Origin of the sequence: Thioalkalivibrio sp. ALR17-21 (genome assembly GCF_000420185.1) — a bacterium.
Lineage (GTDB): Bacteria > Pseudomonadota > Gammaproteobacteria > Ectothiorhodospirales > Ectothiorhodospiraceae > Thioalkalivibrio > Thioalkalivibrio halophilus.
The window spans coordinates 1-16,887 of the sequence record NZ_ATUL01000004.1 but is presented as its reverse complement, the minus strand read 5'-3'; the positions used below and the strand labels follow the sequence as shown (position 1 = coordinate 16,887).

Genomic DNA, 16,887 nt, shown 5'->3' with positions numbered 1-16,887 from the left:
CCCGGGCAAGTCTGGCCATCGCGCGACCGTGGTCTGGCGCCCTGGCCGCTGACACGGCCGGGGTCCGGGTGTGCGATCCTGCACACGTCAAAGCAACCAGTCGCAGGAGGATTCCGGATGAAGGTGGCCGTATTCAGCGCCCAGCAGCATGACCATGAACACCTCGTGCCGTTAATGCGCGAGGCGGGGATGGAGCCCGTGATGGACGAACGTCGCTTGACCCCGGAGTCGGTCAACGATGCGGCCGGCGCGGATGCGGTGTGTGCGTTCACCAACGACGATCTGGGTGCGGCCACTCTGGACGGCCTGCATGCGCTGGGCATCCGCGTGATCGCCCTGCGCTGTTCGGGACACGACAACCTGGATCACGAGCATGCCGCCTCCCTGGGCATGCGAGCAGGCCGGGTGCCGGCGTATTCGCCCAGTGCGATCGCCGAGCATGCGGTGGCTCTGCTGATGACGCTGAACCGGCATACCCATTTCGCCTGGCAGCGCACCCGGCGCGGCGATTTCCGCCTGAATCACCTGGCCGGCTTCGACGTCGCGCAGCGCAACGTGGGCGTGATTGGTACCGGCAAGATCGGGGCGATCTTCTGCCGAATCATGCAGGGTTTCGGGGCCCGGGTCCGGGCGATGGACCCGTACCCCGATCCGGAGCTGCAGGCCGCCGGCGTGACCTACACCGATCTCGACGGTCTGCTGAGCGAATCCGACGTGGTCTGCCTGATGTGCCCGCTGACGCGCGACAACCGGCACCTGATCAACGCCGACACGCTGGCCCGCATGCCCCGCGGCGCGATCCTGATCAACACGGCCCGTGGCCCCCTGGTGGATACCGACGCGTTGGAGGCGGCGCTGGATTCCGGGCAGCTGGACGCGGCAGCCCTGGACGTCTACGAGGACGAGGGTCCGGTGTTCTTCCGTGACTGGTCCGGGACCGAGGGTGGCGTACCCGACGAACGGCTGGTGCGCCTGACGCAGCGCGACAACGTGCTGGTCACCGGGCATCAGGCGTTCCTGACCCACGAGGGCCTGACCGGGATTGCCGAAACCACGGTCCGGAATCTGCAGGTGCTCTCGCGCGATCCGGAGGGTCACGAGGAGTTGCCCGGCCGCCTGGTGTGAAGCCGCGCCGCATTGCGGACGCAGCGCTTGATTTTCGCCGGCCCGGCTAATATATCTCCGGTAAGGATGCCGCCACGGCATGGAGGTCAACAGCATGCACGAGGTCGACGGCGTAAAGCTCATCGAAAACACCTGGATCACGCTGAGCGACGGCTGCCACCTGGCTGCACGCATCTGGCTGCCGGAGGATGCCGGGGACAACCCGGTCCCCGCGATCCTCGAGTACATCCCGTATCGCAAGAACGACCACAAGGCCCTGCGGGATGCAGAAGTCCATGGCTTCTTCGCGCGCAACGGCTACGCGGGGGTGCGTGTCGACCTGCGCGGCAGCGGTGATTCTGACGGGGTGCTGCCCGACGAATACCTGCAGCAGGAACTGGAAGACGGCCTGGAGGTGATCCGCTGGATCGCGCAGCAGCCGTGGTGTTCGGGCAAGGTCGGCCTGTTCGGTCTGTCCTGGGGCGGCTTCAACGGGCTGCAGCTGGCGGCCCTCCAGCCCCCGGAGCTGGGGGCGGTGATCTCGGTGTGTTCCTCGGACGACCGCTACGCCGACGATGTGCACTACATGGGAGGCTGCCTGCTGACGGACAACCTGTCCTGGGCGTCGACCATGTTCGGCTTCAACTCCTGCCCGCCGGACCCGCGGGTGGTCGGCGAGGATCGCTGGCGCGACATGTGGCGCGAGCGCCTGGAGGGTTCCGGCCTGTGGATCCGCAAATGGCTGGAGCATCAGCGCCGCGATGATTACTGGAAGCACGCATCCGTGTGCGAGGACTACAGCGCCATCCAGGTCCCGGTGATGGCGGTCAGCGGCTGGGCCGACGGCTACTCCAATACGGTGTTCCGCCTGCTCGAGCACCTGCAGGTACCGCGCGCCGGGCTGGTGGGGCCCTGGGGCCACAAGTATCCGCACATGGGCGGCCCCGGACCGACCATCGACTTCCTCGGCGAATGCGTGCGCTGGTGGGACCACTGGCTCAAGGGCATCGACCGTGGCGTCGATTCCGATCCGATGGCGCGCTTGTGGCTGCACGACGCGCGCAGCCCGCTGGTGCCGGAGATCACCGGTGAGTGGGTCGCCGAGCAGTGCTGGCCCAGCCCCGGCATCCACTACCACGAATTCGGTCTGGCCCGGGGGCGCCTGGTCGCCGGCGGCGAACGCACCGACGAAGCGGAAACCCTGACCATCCGCAGTCCGCTGAGCGTGGGGCTGTTCGCCGGCAAGTGGTGTTCCTACGCCGAGACCACCGACCTGCCTTCGGATCAGCGCCTGGAGGACGGCGGCGCCCTGGTGTTCGAGACCGATCCGCTGGAACAGGATTTCGACCTGCTGGGGGACACCGAGCTGGAGCTGGAGATCGAGGCCGATCGTCCGGTGGCCCAGGTCGCCGCGCGCCTGTCCGACGTGGACCCGGAGGACCGGGCCACGCGGGTGACTTTCGGTATCCGCAATCTGACGCATCGCGACGGGCACGAGGAACCGCAGCCGCTGGAGCCCGGGCAGCGCTACCGTGTCCGCTTCCGGCTGAACGAGGTGGCCCAGCGGTTCCGTCGCGGCCATCGTATTCGCCTGTCGATCTCCAGTTCCTACTGGCCGCTGGCGTGGCCGGCACCGGAACCCGCACGTCTGACCCTGCATCTGGAAGGTTGCTGCCTGCATCTGCCGGAACGCCGGGCCGGCGCCGATACCCCTGTCCCGCGGGATCTCGGCGAGCCGCGGCATGCCCCCACCCCGGGGCATACCCTGCTGGCCCCGGCCCATCGCGAATGGAAGACCGAGCACAACCTGGCGACCAATGAGGTCGCCCTGAACGTGATCAACAACGACCCCGTGTTGCAGCTCCACGACAACGGACTGGTCTACGGCCGCGAGGTGCACGAACGCTACAGCTACCGCAGCGAGTCCTACGACACCGTGCGGGGCGAGGTGGTGCAGACCCGGCATTTCCGGCGGGATGACTGGTCGGTGCGCACCGTGACCCGCACGGTGCTCACCTCTACCCCCGACACCTTCCGGATCCGCGCCACCCTGGATGCCTACGAGGGTGACGTGCGCGTCTACGCGCAGAGCTGGGACGAGAGCATCCCGCGCGACCTGATCTGAAGCGGTCCGGCGAACACCGGGAAACCGGGAGGAGCGACATGAGCGAGAAGAAACACGTCTTTGTGGTCGGTATGGACGACTTCAACCGGGCCAAGCTGGAACGCCTGCCCCAGGCCGCCGAGTGCGAATTCCACGCGGCGCTGGATTTCGCCGACATCCGTAACGTCGATGCCTTCGATATGGGCGACCTGCTGGAACGTGCGGCCGCGCGTATCCAGCGGGCCGGGGTCCCGGTGGACGCCATCGTGAGCTTCTACGACTTCCCCGGCACCGTGATGGTCCCGTTGCTGGCCGAGCGCTTCGGCGTGCCCGGGCCCTCGCTGGAAGCCGTGCTCAAGTGCGAGCACAAGTACTGGAGCCGGCTGGAACAGCGCAAGGTCATCCCCGAGCATATCCCGCGCTTTCAGGCCTTCGATCCGCACGACGAGGAAGCGTGGTCGAAGCTCGGCATGCTGCCGCCGTTCTGGATCAAGCCGATCAAGTCGTTCCGTTCGTTCCTCGCCTTCCAGATCAACGACGAGCGCCAGTTCCGCTCCGTCATGCCGATCTGCCGCGAGAAGGGTGGCTTCATCGGCGCGCCCTTCGCCTGGCTGATGCAGCGCTCCGGCGCGCCGCCGGAAATCGCCGAGATGCCCGAGAGCTTCGTGGCTGAATCACCCATCGGCGGCTGGCAGTGCACCCTCGAGGGATACAGCTACAACGGGCAGGTGAATGTCTACGGTGTGGTCGATTCGGTGACCGAGCAGGACGGCTCCTCGTTCTCGCGCTACGAATACCCGTCCTCGCTGCCGCTGGAGATCCAGCACCGCATGATGGATCTCGCGCGCCTGGCGGTGCAGCAAACCGGCCTGGACAATTCGCCGTTCAACGCCGAGTTCTACTACGACCAGACCGGCGATCAGGTGTGGCTGCTGGAGATCAACCCGCGCATCTCCCAGGCTCATTCCGACATCTTCGAAAAGGTGCACGGCATCTCGCACCACTCCGTTATGGTGGACCTGGCGCTGGGACGCAAGCCGCGGCCGATGGAGCGCAACGGCGAGTTCAACGTGGCCGCGCATTTCATGTTCCGCACGCACGAGAGCGGCCGCGTGCGGCGGATCCCCAGTGCCGAGGCCGTTACCCGGCTCAAGTCCCGCCAGCCCGGCACCGAGGTGAAGATCCCGGTGCGGCCCGGCCAGCACCTCAAGGACCTTCAGGGCCAGGACATGTACAGCTTCGAGATCGCCAACGTGTTCATCGGCGGCCGCGACCGCGCGGATCTGCTGGACAAGTACGACGAGGCCCTGTCGGTTCTGCAGTTCGATATCGAGAAGGACACCGAGGCGGTCATCACCTGACCCTCGTGCCGGATCGGCGAGAGGGCTCGCCTCCCACCGGTTGATGCCTCCTCGGGCCGGATCGGCGAGAGGGCTCGCCTCCCACCGGTTGATGCCTCCCCGGGCCTGATCGGCGAGGGGGCTCGCCTCCTGCCGCGGTTGATGCCTGACCCGTAGGAGGCCGGCCCTCCGGCCGATCGGCGTCACGGGCTGCCAGCCGGCGGTGGCTCTCGCGCGGCCCGAACCTCCGTACGGGCCAGCAAAAAAGGCCCGGTCCCCCGAAGGGGCCGGGCCCTGCAATGCCGGGTCGGCGGGCCGCGAAGTCCTCGCGGCCGCCGGGCCGGTCAGCCCTCGTTGTGGTAGCGGGTCACGCGCTCCACGTCGTTCTTCGCGCCCAGCACCACCGGCACGCGCTGGTGGATGTCCTTCGGCGGGAGATCCATGATGCGCTGGCGCCCGGTGGTGGAGGCACCGCCGGCCTGCTCGACGATGTAGCTCATCGGGTTGGCCTCGTACATCAGGCGCAGCTTGCCTTCCTGACCCTTGGCGGTGGTCTTGGAGTCCAGCGGGTACATGAAGATGCCGCCGCGCGACAGAATGCGGTGCACCTCGGCGACCATGGAGGCGACCCAGCGCATGTTGTAGTCCTTGCCCAGCGCGCCTTCCTTGCCGGCCAGGCACTCGTCGACGTAGCGCTTGATCGGGGCTTCCCAGAACCGCATGTTCGACATGTTGATGGCGAACTCCTGGGTGTCCTCGGGGATGTGGACCTTTTCCTTGGTCAGCAGGAACTCGCCGAAGTCCTTGTCCAGGGTGAACATGTTCACGCCCTGGCCGGTGGTCAGCACCATCATGGTGGACGGACCGTACAGGCAGTAGCCGGCGGCCACCTGGGTGGTACCGGGCTGCAGGAAGTCCTCGGTCTTCGGATCCTGCACGCCTTCCGGGGCCTTCAGGATGGAGAAGATGGTGCCGACGGAGACGTTCACGTCGATGTTGGAGGAGCCGTCCAGCGGGTCGAACAGCACCAGGTAGTGGCCACGCGGGGCGTCCTTGGGCAGCTCGAGGATCTCGTCCATCTCCTCGGACGCCAGGCCGGCGACATGACCGTTGTGCGACAGCGCCTCGATGAACACCTCGTTGGTGATCACGTCCAGCTTCTTCTGGGTCTCGCCCTGCACGTTCTCGGAACCGGCCGAGCCGAGGACGCCGACCAGGTCGCCCTTGTCGACCAGGGCCGAGATCTTCTTGCAGGCGGTGGCGATGTCGTTGAGCAGTCCGGTGAACTCGCCGGTGGCGCCCTGGATGCCGCGCTGGGTTTCGATGATGTAGTTGGTCAGTGTCGTGCCGATATGCATTTTGCCGATCCTGATGGTTGTGAGTCCGTGCGACCTCGGGGCACTCTTGGGGCAGAGGCTGCCGCGAGGGCGGCCGAACCCGCCACCCCGGCCCGGGTCTTAACCGGGATAGTGTAGCAAATGCCGGCGCGGGGGCCGATGCGGGTCCGAATGCAGCGAAATCCAGGGAGAAAGGCATGCCGCAGAACGCTTTGTACGCCCAGTCTGGCGGGGTTACCGCTGTCATCAACGCCAGTGCCTGGGGGGTGATCGAGGCCGTTCGGGGGCACCCGGCCCATTTCGGACGGATCTACGCCGCGCGCGACGGGATCCTCGGCGTGCTGCGCGAGGAGCTGATCGACCTCGACCACGAGGATCCGCTGACCCTGCAGGCACTGAGGCACACGCCCGGCGGGGCGTTCGGGTCCTGCCGCTTCGACCTGGGCGATCCGGAAACCCATCCCGAGCAGTACGAACGACTGGTGGAGGTCTTCCGCGCCCACGATATCGGCTATTTCTTTTACAACGGGGGCGGCGGCTCCATGGATACTGCCCTCAAGGTCGCGAAGATGGGGGACCGCATGGGCTACCCGATCACCGCGGTGGGTGTGCCCAAGACCATCGACAACGACCTCGCGATCACCGATACCAGTCCGGGTTTCGGCTCCGCCGCCAAGTTCATCGCCACCACCGTGCGCGAGGCCAGCCTGGACGTGGAGTCCATGCATACCAGCTCGACCAAGGTCTTCATCCTCGAGGTGATGGGCCGGCATGCCGGCTGGCTGGCGGCCGCCGCGGCACTGGCCCAGGAGTTCGACGGCCAGCCGCCGATGCTGATCCTGTTCGCCGAGATCCCGTTCGAGGAGGCGGACTTCATGGAACACCTCAACCGCACCATCGAGCGCCACGGCTACTGCGTGGTGGTGGTTTCCGAGGGCCTGAAGAACCCCGACGGCAGCCTGTTCTCGGTAGCGCAGAGCCACGATGTCTATGCCTATACCCAGCTGGGCGGCGCCGCGCCGCGCCTGTCCGAGCTGATCCGCGAGAAGACGGGGCACAAGCTCCACTGGGCGGTGGTGGACTACATCCAGCGGGCCGCCCGCCACATCGCGTCGAAGGTGGACGTGGACCAGGCCTACGCGTGCGGGCGTGCAGCCGTGGAAGGCGTGGTGGCCGGCCACCACAGCTTCATGCCGATCATCCAGCGGGATTCCACCCAGCCCTACCGCTGGCGCATGGGGCGGACCTCGCTGGAGAGCGTGGCCGACATCGAGCAGGGCATGCCGCGCGAATACATCACCCCGGACGGCTACGGCATCACCCAGGCCGCGCGCGACTATCTGCGTCCACTGATCCAGGGAGAGGACCAGCCGCCGTTCGAACGCGGGTTGCCGGCCTACCCCCGCATCCGCGGCGAATTGCTGCCGAAACGGTGCCCATCATTCGAAGTGGATCACGACTGAGCACTTCCGGAGGCTCGAGGGCTTGGCGTGGCGCCTGATGGGCGTAGGATGAAAGTTGTGGGGGGGCCAACCCGTGCCTTCGAGGAGGCTGTCCATGACAAACTCGATCGTTACAAGTACTCGCTTCGTCCCGTCCGGCTCCGGTTTGCTGGCCGGTCTTCTCGCGCTGGGGCTTGCCCTGTTGCCGGTGACCCCCGCGCTGGCTGAAACCGGCGAGCGGGCCGAGGCCGGCACCGGCCACATGGTGGATACCCGTTCACTGATCGATCAGACGCAGTCCGAGGACACCCGGGCCGAACTGCTGGAGCGCCTGGACGAGGCGGCGGTGCAGGAGCAGCTGATCGCCATGGGCGTGGATCCGGAGCAGGCCCGCGAGCGGGTGGCCCGGCTTACCGATGACGAGCTGGCGGAGCTGGAGGCACGCATGGATTCCGAGCCGGTGGGGGCTACCGGAGTTCTGGGCGTGCTGGCCATCGTCTTCGTGGTGTTCGTGATCACCGATGCCCTGGGCGTGACCGACGTGTTCCCGTTCGTGCAGTCACGCGATCGCTGACCCTTCGATGCAGAGTTCGGGAGGTGCACACCCCGCGGCGCACTGGCGCGGCGGGGTCGGGGGAGTGCTGGCCGCCGCGCTGCTGGCGTTGCTGCTGACGGGCTGTGCCACCGCGCCGCAGAGCCGTGACCTGGCCGGCGGACCTGAGGCCCTCCCGGATCTGCCGCCACGCGTCGAACTGCGCGACACCCCGTTCCACCCGCAGGAGGATTACCAGTGCGGCCCGGCCGCGCTGGCCACGGTGCTCGAGGGGCGCGGTCTGGACGTGTCGCTGCAAGGGCTGATCGACGAGGTCTACCTCCCCGCCCGCGAGGGCACCCTGCAGGCCGAGATGCGTGCGGCGGTGCGGGCACACGACCTGCTGGCATACCGCCTGGAGCCGGATCTGGAAGCGATCCTGCGCGAGGTCGCCGCCGGCCATCCGGTGGTGGTGTTCCAGAACCTCGGGCTCGGCATGTTCCCGGAATGGCATTTCGCCGTGGTCATCGGCTACGACCTGGAGGCGGGCGAGATCATCCTGCGCAGCGGGACCCACGAACGCCACGTGAACGAGTTCGCCCGTTTCGAGCGGACCTGGTCGCGCGGCGAGCGCTGGGCCTTTATCCCCGTGGCGCCGGACGAGCTGTCGGCTACCGCAGAGCCCCTGAACTGGCTGCGCGCGGTCAACGAACTCGAGGTCACCGGCGCACTGGCGGCCGCGGCCACGGGTTACCGCACGGCGATCGACGAATGGCCCGATCACCCGGTGGCCTATGTCGGTCTGGCCAACGTGGCGATGGCGCAGGATGATCCCGAGGCGGCCGAGTCTCCGCTGCGCGAGCTGATCGAGCGCGCCCCCGAGGTGGATGTGGCCTGGAACAACCTCGCCCATGTCCTGCTGGCGCGGGACTGCACGGAACCCGCCCGGGCGGCGGCCGCCTGCGCGGTGGCGCTGAGCGGGGGCGAGGACGCATCCCCGTATGCCCCGACCCTGCGGACGCTGGAGCGGGCGGCCCCGTCCCCCGACGGGGCATGCGACCCCGCCCCGGACTGCCCGGCGGGCCGGCGCGCCGACTGAGAGGGGCACGCGGCTCGGCGCGGCGTCAGTCCTCGAACAGGGCCTCCACCCGCGCGTGGATGTGCTGGTCGGCGTCCGGTCCGATTTGCGTGGTCTCCGGGTCGTGGCGGTCGCAGAACGCCCAGGCGAATTTCAGGTCCTTGATCCCCAGCGAGCCGAACAGCCGGGCCTCGGCCGAATGGTCGGTGGCTTCCGGGATCACGGTCGGCCAGCCATCCTCCCCCGGGGTGAGCGCGGGCCCGAAGAAGATCGCGCCCGGCAGGTTCTTGATCCGCAGGGCACAGGTCCCCTCGGTGACGCCGCCCATCGGCAGGAAGTCGATGGTGCGCGACAGGCGCTGCTTGCGGTTGAACGGGGTATCCACGGTGCCGCCGGCGGCGCGGATCGCGGGTGCCTCGGCCTCGTAGGCCAGCACCTCCAGTCCGGCCTCGCGCCAGGCGTCGAGGTCGCGCGCGCCGCGGTGGCTGGGCAGGAACAGCCACCGCGGCTCGGTGAGCGCGCGCAGCTCCTGCAGCAGGGCGTCCGAAAACGGCGGGGCGTTCACCAGGATCCCGCCCATCTCGCGGTCGTCGATCAGCCAGACCGCTGGCTCGTCGTGGCCGACGCGGTGGATATTGCGTTCGCGCAGTTCGACCAGTGCCGGACCGATCGTTCCGGGGGAAGCGGACATGCAGGCGTCTCCGGGTTCCTCTGGGGTGTAGCCGGGAAGATTGCGGGCTTCCTGCCCCGTGCGCAATTTGGGCGGGAATCCGGCGGGGGATCGCAGGGCCGCAGGGCCGCCGGGCCACCGGGTCACTGTTCCCGCGGGGAAGCCCCCTCGCGGGGTTCGAGCGTGGCCATCTCGCTTTCGATCCAGTCCTCGGTCAGCGCCAGCACCTCGGCAGCCGAACGGCCCTGCGTCTCGATCGGTGGCCCCACCGAGACCTCGATGGTCCCCGGATGGCGCAGGATCCCGCGCCGCGGCCAGTACGTACCGGAGTTCAGGGCCACCGGCAGCACCGGGTAACCGCCGCGCGCGGCGAGCTGCGCGCCGCCCTGACGGTAGCGTCCCTTTTCCCCGGGATTTACGCGCGTGCCCTCGGGGAACACGATCACCCACAGGCCCTGGTCCAGGCGTTTCTTGCCCTCCTTGAGGAGGCCCTCCAGGGCCTGGCGACCGGCACTGCGGTCGATCGGTACCGGCTGGAGCATGGCCAGGGCCCAGCCAAACAGCGGGATGCGCATCAGCTCGCGCTTGAGCACCCAGGTCTGGCGCGGGAAGATCGACACGAACGCGAGCGTCTCCCACGCCGACTGATGCTTGGACATCACCACGTGGGGGCGCGAGGTGTCGACGTGTTCCAGGCCGCGAACCCGGTAGCGCACCCCGCAGGTCACCCGCAGCCACCAGATGTTGAAGCGGCCCCACTGGATCAGGATACGGTAGCGCCGCTCGTGCGGCAGCGGCCAGATCAGCAGCGGCATCACCAGGCCGTAGACCAGCGAGGAGGTGATCAGCCCCGCCTGAAACAGGAGTGCCCGCAGATAGCGCATCGCCCGTCTCCTTCAGCCGGTGGCCAGCCGCCCGATATCCGCCACGGTCTCGAAGGCCTGACGCAGTTCCCGCAGCAGCGCCAGGCGGTTGCGGCGTTCGGCGGGGTCCTCGGCCATCACCATCACCCCGTCGAAGAAGCGGTCCACGCGCTCGCGCAGGCCGGCGAGCTCGCCCAGGGCGCGCACGTAGTCGCCGTCGGCCACTGCCGCGTCCACCGCCGGGCGCACCGCCAGCAGGCCCTGATGCAGCTGGTGCTCCTCGTCGGCCACCAGGGCCTCGGGCTCCAGCGTTCCGGCGGCCTCGTCCCCGGCCTTGCGCAGCAGGTTGTGGATCCGTTTGTTGGCGGCGGCCAGGGCCCCGGCCTCGGGGCGATCGCGGAACTGCGAGACCGCCCGCACGCGGTTCGCGAAGTCGAGCGGTTCGTCGGGGGCGATGGCGGCTACGGCCTCGATGGTCTCGTGGGCATGGCCCTGTTCCAGCAGGTAGCCGCGCAGGCGCTCCACGATGTATTCGCGCACCGGCTCCACCGCCTCGTCGGCCTCCGTTACGCGCTCGCGGATCGGTTCGGCGGCGGCTGCGAGCAGCGGGGTCAGGGCGAGCGGGAGTTCGCGTTCGACCAGGATGCGCACCAGCCCCAGCGCGGCCCGGCGCAGCGCGAACGGGTCCTTGGTGCCGCTGGGCTGCTTGCCGATGGCGAAGATCCCGACCAGGGTGTCGAGGCGGTCGGCCAGCGCCAGGGCCTGGGCCAGCGGGCCGTCCGGCAGCTCCGAGCCGGACTGGCGCGGCCAGTAGTGCTGCTCGATCGCGTCGGCGACGGCCTCGTCCTCGCGGTCGTGCAGCGCGTAATAGCGCCCCATGGTGCCCTGCAGTTCGGTGAACTCGAACACCATCCGGGTCAGCAGATCGCATTTGCACAGCCGCGCGGCGCGCGCCGCCTGCTGCGCATCCAGGTCCATCAGGCCGGCGAGGCGCTGCATCAGCGCCTCCAGGCGCTGCGACTTGTCGCGCAGGGTGCCCAGGCGCTTCTCGAAGACTACCGAGCCGAGCTCGTCGAGGCGTTCTTCCAGGCGGTGCTTGCGGTCCTGCTCCCAGAAGAATTCGGCATCCGCGAAGCGCGGGCGCAGCACGCGCTCGTTGCCATCGCGTACTGCTTCGGGATCGCGCGACTCGATGTTGCTGACGACGATGAAATGCGGCTGCAGGCGGCCGGCCTCGTCCACCACCGGGAAGTATTTCTGGTTGTCCTGCATGGTGGAGATCAGCGCCTCCTGCGGGACCTCGAGGAAACGCCGGTCGAAGCTGCCGCCCAGCGCCACCGGCCATTCCACCAGCGCGGTGACCTCGTCCAGCATGTCCGGGTCGACCAGCGCGCGCCCGCCCAGCTCGCGGGCGGTGGCGTGGACCTGCTCCAGGATGCGTTCGCGACGGGACTCGAACGAGGGCTCGACGCGGCCCTCGGCGCGCAGCCTGTCGGCGTAGTCCGCGGGGCTGGCGAGCTCCAGCGGGGCCGGGTGGTGGAAACGGTGGCCGCGCGTGTGGCGGCCGGCATCCTGTTCCAGCACCGTCATCGGCAGGACGTCGGGTCCGTGCAGCACCACCAGCCAGTGCACCGGGCGCACGAATTCCGTGGTGCTCTCGCCCCAGCGCATGCGTTTGGGCGTGGGCAGATGCTCCAGGGCCCCCGCCAGCATCTCCGGCAGCAGCTCGCCGAGGGCCTGGCCCGGCTGCATGCGGCGGAAGATCAGGTATTCGCCCTTGCCGGTGTCCTCGCGTTCCAGTTGCTCGACCTCCACCCCGCAGGAGGAGGCGAAGCCCTGCGCCGCGCGGGTCGGCTGGCCCTGGTCGTCGAAGGCGGCGGCCACGGCCGGGCCGCGGCGTTCCTGCAGCTGGTCGGGCTGGCGGCCGGCCACCGCGGGGAAACGCACGGCCAGGCGTCGGGGCGTGGCGAAGGCCTCGGGCTCGCCGGGTTCCAGCCCGGCGTCGCGCAGGCGGGTGGTCAGACCTTCGGCCAGGGCGTCGCGCAGGCGTGCCAGCGCGGTGGGGGGCAGTTCCTCGGTGCCGAGTTCGATCAGAAGTTCGCGGGCTTCGTCCATGTTCGGTCCAGTCGGGTTCCGGTGGGCCCGCGCGCCCGTTCGGGGCGGCGGCGGGCACGGGTTCGGGGTATGCCCCGGTATCGGGTGGCGTCAGGCGGCGTCGGACTTGCCGGTGTCGCCCGGGGCGCACAGCGGAAAGCCCAGGGCCTCGCGCGATTCATAGTATTTCTGCGCCACGTTCCTGGAGAGCTCGCGCACCCGCAGGATGTAGCGCTGGCGCTCGGTGACCGAGATCGCGCCACGCGCATCCAGCAGGTTGAAGCTGTGCGAGGCGCGCAGCATCTGCTCGTAGGCCGGCAGCGGCAGGCCCAGCTCGATCATGCGGTCGCTCTCGTTCGCATGCTGATCGAAGGCGGCGAACAGGGCGTCGCGGTCGGCATGCTCGAAGTTGTAGGTGGACTGCTCCACCTCGTTCTGGTGGTAGACGTCACCGTAGGTCACCGGGCGGCCGTCCGGGCCGACGGTCCAGACCAGGTCGAATACGCTCTCCACCCCCTGCAGGTACATCGCCAGGCGCTCCAGGCCGTAGGTGATCTCGCCGGAGACCGGATGGCAGTCCAGCCCGCCGACCTGCTGGAAGTAGGTGAACTGGGTGACCTCCATGCCGTTCAGCCAGACCTCCCAGCCCAGGCCCCAGGCGCCAAGGGTCGGCGACTCCCAGTTGTCCTCGACGAAGCGCACGTCGTGGGTGAGGGTGTCGAAGCCCAGCGCCTCCAGGGAGCCGAGGTAGAGGTCCTGGATGTCCGGCGGCGACGGCTTCAGCAGCACTTGGAACTGGTAGTAGTGCTGCAGGCGGTTGGGGTTGTCGCCATAGCGACCGTCGGTAGGACGGCGGCTGGGCTGCACGTAGGCCGCGCGCCACGGCTCCGGCCCGATGGAGCGCAGGAAGGTCGCCGGATGGAAGGTGCCGGCCCCCATCTCCATGTCGTAGGGCTGCAGGACCACGCAGCCGTGGTCGTTCCAGTAGTCCTGCAAGCGACGGATCAGGTCCTGGAAGGTGGGGCTGCTGCTGGACGGGGTGCGTTCGTGCGCCATGCGGGATCCCGGGTCAGGGCAAAGCGGACAGTATATCGGCCGGGCTCCAGCCTCGGCCACCGTCAGCGTCAGCGCGAAACGCGGAGACGCCCGCGCGAGTCGGCACTTCCCTGTGGCGGCAGACGGTTTTGCGCCAGCCGGGAAGGCGCCCATACTGGAGGCTTGATCCGGTTCGGGAGAACCGCCCTGAGCGAGCCCCACGCCAATTCGGAGCCGACGGTGACCGCGGAGAACGGTCAGCGCTACCGCGACACCCGCCGAGTGACACTGGTGGGCGCGACCGTGAACAGCTTTCTCGCCGTCGCGCAGCTGCTCAGCGGCTGGCTTCTGAACTCGCAGGCGCTGGTCGCGGACGGCGTGCATACGCTGTCGGACCTGATCACCGACGGTGTCGTGCTGTTCGCCGCGCGCAAGGCTGCGGCGTCCCCCGACCAGGACCACCCGTACGGCCATGCCCGCATCGAGACCCTCGCAACGGTGATCGTCGGGGTCTTTCTGGCAGCCGCGGGGCTGGGGATCGCCTGGGCAGCCGGCAGCCGGCTGGTCGACCCCGAGGCCATGACCGGTCCCGCCAATATGGCCATCTTCTTTGCCGCGCTGACCCTGGTCGCGAAGGAGGGCCTGTACCAGTACACCCACCGAGTGGCGAAGCGCCTGCGCTCGCGGATGCTCGATGCCAATGCCTGGCACCACCGTACGGATGCAATCTCGTCGCTGTTCGTACTGGTCGGCGTGGGTGCGGCGGTGGCGGGCTTCCCGTGGGCGGACGCCCTGGCGGCGCTGATCGTCGCCCTGTTCATCCTGCATATCGCCGGGCGCCTGATCGTGCGCGCCGCGGCGGAGCTGATCGACACCGCGCTGGAGCCGGAGAAGGTGGATCGCATTCACCGCACCATCCTGGACGTGCCCGGGGTGAAGGATGCGCACATGCTGCGCACCCGCCGCCACGGCAGCGACGTGGTGGCCGATGTGCACATCCAGGTCGCGCCGATGATCTCGGTCTCCGAGGGGCATCGGATCGCCGATGCGGTGTTCCATTCGGTGACCGACGAGCATGAGCGGGTCAACGACATCACGGTGCACGTGGACCCGGAGAATGACGCGGAGCAGGCGCGCAGCTCGACGCTGCCGTTACGGCCGGTACTGGTAGAGGCCCTGCGCGAGGCCTGGGCCGACACCCCGGAGCTGGACGCGGTGGAGCACCTGTCCCTGCACTACCTGGGCGGCCGGGTGCACATGACGCTGACCCTGCGCCTTGACGGGGCAACCGCGGCCCCGGACCTGGAGGCGCGGGCCCGGGCCCTGGCCGACCGGCTGCACGGCCACCCGCAGGTGGGCGACATGCTGGGCGAGGTCACGCTACTCTATCGTCCGTGCACTCATTAGGTGCGGCACACCCCAGCAAGCACCATCGTGGTGCATATACGGCACCATGATGGTGCAAAACGGAGGCGGCGCGGCACCCGGGGTGCCCGTTTTTCGCGCGCCCGGGCCGAATCGGGCCGGATGGCATGATGCCTGCATAATGACCCACGAAGCCGTGCAGGGGCCAAAAGGCCGGCCGGCCAAAATCGAAGACTCAAGTGAAGACCAAGGAGACCCCCATGTCCGCAGCCGACGTGCTGAACCAGATCAAGGAAAAGGAAGTGCGCTTTGTCGACTTCCGCTTTACCGACTCCAAGGGCAAGGAACAGCATGTGACCATGCCGGCCCACGACATCGACGAAGAGACCTTCGAGGAAGGCAAGATGTTCGACGGCTCCTCGATCTCCGGTTGGAAGGGGATCAACGAGTCCGACATGATCCTGATGCCGGACGCCGAGTCGGCCGTGATCGACCCGTTCTTCGAAGACATGACCATGAACATCCGCTGCGACGTGGTCGAGCCGGCCACCATGCAGGGCTACGACCGCTGCCCGCGCTCCCTGGCGCGCCGCGCCGAGGCCTACCTGCAGAGCACCGGCATCGCCGACACCGCGCTGTTCGGTCCGGAGAACGAGTTCTTCATCTTTGACGACGTGAAGTGGGGTACCAGCCTGTCCGGTTCCTACTGCCGCGTGGACTCCCAGGAGGCGTCCTGGAACTCCGAGCGCGTCTACGAGGACGGCAACATCGGGCACCGCCCGGGCGTGAAGGGCGGCTACTTCCCGGTCCCGCCGGTCGACAGCCTGCACGACATCCGCTCCACCATGTGTGAAGTGATGACCGAGATGGGTCTGGAGACCGAGGTGCACCACCACGAGGTGGCCACCGCCGGCCAGTGCGAGATCGGCGTGGGCCCGGCGACCCTGACGCAGAAGGCCGACGAGGTGCAGATCCTGAAGTACGTGGTGCAGAACGTGGCCCACATCCACGGCAAGACCGCGACCTTCATGCCCAAGCCGATCGTCGGCGACAACGGCTCCGGCATGCACGTGCACCAGTCGCTGTCCAAGGACGGCAAGAACCTGTTCTCCGGTGACCTCTACGGCGGCCTGTCCGAGACCGCGCTGTACTACATCGGCGGCATCATCAAGCACGCCCGCGCGCTGAATGCCTTCACCAACCCGTCCACCAACAGCTACAAGCGTCTGGTGCCGGGCTTCGAGGCGCCGGTCATGCTGGCCTACTCCGCCCGTAACCGCTCGGCCTCGCTGCGCATCCCGTTCGTGATGAACCCGAAGGCGCGCCGGATCGAGCTGCGCTTCCCGGACTCCACCGCCAACCCCTACCTGGCCTTCGCCGCGATGCTGATGGCCGGCCTGGACGGCATCCAGAACAAGATCCACCCCGGCGACGCGATGGACAAGAACCTCTACGACCTGCCGCCGGAAGAAGAGAAGGGCATCCCGCAGGTCGCCCATTCGCTGGAACAGGCCCTGGAGGCGCTGGACGGCGACCGCGCATTCCTGACCCAGGGCGGCGTGTTCACCGACGACATGATCGACGCCTACATCGACCTGAAGATGGAAGACGTCACGCGCATGCGCATGACCACCCATCCGATCGAGTTCGACATGTACTACAGCCTGTAAGCCCCGCGGGCTTTCCGGCCGTCATCGGGCCCCGGCGTTCGCGCCGGGGCCTTTTTGTTCTGCCCCGGCGAGTAGCCTTCGTCCCCCGCCGAAAACGCACTCGGCTCGCTGGTCAGGGTGTAGAGCAGGGGCCCGAGGGCTTCGGGCGGGAGCTGGCGCACCCAGGCCCGCAGTTGCCGGACCCGGCGGGTGTGGGCCTCCCGGGCCTCGGGGTCGTGGCGCAGTTCGGGCGGTTCTTCGGTGGCCAGTTCGT

At 68.4% G+C, this 16,887-nt stretch carries 13 protein-coding genes and 1 pseudogene; 8 read left to right on the top strand and 6 right to left on the bottom strand.

All coding sequences use genetic code 11. The features are described from left to right. The first annotated feature begins 117 nt into the window (after positions 1-117). The 3 genes from G020_RS0102830 (at position 118) to G020_RS0102820 (ending at position 4,569) form a co-directional block, all read left to right on the top strand. Positions 118-1,125: a 2-hydroxyacid dehydrogenase gene (locus tag G020_RS0102830; RefSeq protein ID WP_018947336.1), complete on the top strand. Its 1,008-nt coding sequence runs from the start codon at positions 118-120 to the stop codon at positions 1,123-1,125. A gap of 94 nt (positions 1,126-1,219) precedes the next feature. Next, positions 1,220-3,229, top strand: a complete 2,010-nt coding sequence (locus G020_RS0102825) for a CocE/NonD family hydrolase (protein ID WP_024328576.1) — start codon at positions 1,220-1,222, stop codon at positions 3,227-3,229. A 38-nt stretch (positions 3,230-3,267) separates the two neighbouring features. Next, entirely contained in the window at positions 3,268-4,569 is a 1,302-nt protein-coding gene (locus G020_RS0102820; RefSeq protein ID WP_024328575.1) for an acetyl-CoA carboxylase biotin carboxylase subunit family protein, read from the top strand. Between the two features lie 323 nt (positions 4,570-4,892). Here the strand turns inward: G020_RS0102820 and G020_RS0102815 are convergent, their stop codons facing one another. After that, positions 4,893-5,906, bottom strand: coding sequence for a class 1 fructose-bisphosphatase (locus G020_RS0102815; protein ID WP_018947339.1), 1,014 nt, complete (start codon positions 5,904-5,906; stop codon positions 4,893-4,895). Between the two features lie 176 nt (positions 5,907-6,082). Between G020_RS0102815 and G020_RS0102810 the strand changes: the two genes are divergently transcribed. From G020_RS0102810 to G020_RS0102800, 3 genes are all read left to right on the top strand, one after another. Continuing rightward, complete coding sequence (locus tag G020_RS0102810) at positions 6,083-7,348, top strand: 6-phosphofructokinase (RefSeq protein ID WP_018947340.1); 1,266 nt, start codon at positions 6,083-6,085, stop codon at positions 7,346-7,348. Between the two features lie 94 nt (positions 7,349-7,442). Further along, entirely contained in the window at positions 7,443-7,901 is a 459-nt protein-coding gene (locus G020_RS0102805) for a PA2779 family protein (protein ID WP_024328574.1), read from the top strand. Positions 7,902-7,908: 7 nt separating this feature from the next. Continuing rightward, a complete protein-coding gene (locus G020_RS0102800; protein ID WP_051130314.1) occupies positions 7,909-8,958 on the top strand; it encodes a PA2778 family cysteine peptidase in 1,050 nt (349 codons plus the stop codon). A 25-nt stretch (positions 8,959-8,983) separates the two neighbouring features. On the opposite strand, the gene G020_RS0102795 is transcribed toward G020_RS0102800, so the two are convergent. The 4 genes from G020_RS0102795 to glyQ form a co-directional block, all read right to left on the bottom strand. Next, complete coding sequence (locus tag G020_RS0102795) at positions 8,984-9,628, bottom strand: hypothetical protein (RefSeq protein ID WP_024328572.1); 645 nt, start codon at positions 9,626-9,628, stop codon at positions 8,984-8,986. 122 nt (positions 9,629-9,750) lie between these two features. Further along, complete coding sequence (locus tag G020_RS0102790) at positions 9,751-10,491, bottom strand: 1-acyl-sn-glycerol-3-phosphate acyltransferase (protein ID WP_024328571.1); 741 nt, start codon at positions 10,489-10,491, stop codon at positions 9,751-9,753. Between the two features lie 12 nt (positions 10,492-10,503). Further along, positions 10,504-12,585 carry a glycine--tRNA ligase subunit beta gene (gene glyS / locus G020_RS0102785; protein WP_024328570.1) on the bottom strand — a complete coding sequence of 694 codons (2,082 nt, stop codon included), beginning with the start codon at positions 12,583-12,585 and terminating at the stop codon, positions 10,504-10,506. Positions 12,586-12,675: 90 nt separating this feature from the next. Beyond that, positions 12,676-13,620 carry a glycine--tRNA ligase subunit alpha gene (gene glyQ / locus G020_RS0102780; RefSeq protein ID WP_024328569.1) on the bottom strand — a complete coding sequence of 315 codons (945 nt, stop codon included), beginning with the start codon at positions 13,618-13,620 and terminating at the stop codon, positions 12,676-12,678. A gap of 162 nt (positions 13,621-13,782) precedes the next feature. On the opposite strand from glyQ, the gene G020_RS0102775 reads away from it, so the two are divergent. Next, positions 13,783-15,006, top strand: a complete 1,224-nt coding sequence (locus G020_RS0102775; protein ID WP_018876757.1) for a cation diffusion facilitator family transporter — start codon at positions 13,783-13,785, stop codon at positions 15,004-15,006. 218 nt (positions 15,007-15,224) lie between these two features. Next, the gene (glnA, locus tag G020_RS0102770; protein WP_024328568.1) at positions 15,225-16,634 is read left to right on the top strand and encodes a glutamate--ammonia ligase; all 1,410 of its coding nucleotides are present in this window, start codon (positions 15,225-15,227) and stop codon (positions 16,632-16,634) included. On the opposite strand, the pseudogene G020_RS15370 reads toward glnA, so the two are convergent. Continuing rightward, a pseudogene (locus G020_RS15370) lies at positions 16,622-16,887 on the bottom strand (hypothetical protein); the annotation flags it as partial. The gene glnA and the pseudogene G020_RS15370 sit on opposite strands and share 13 nt — an antisense overlap.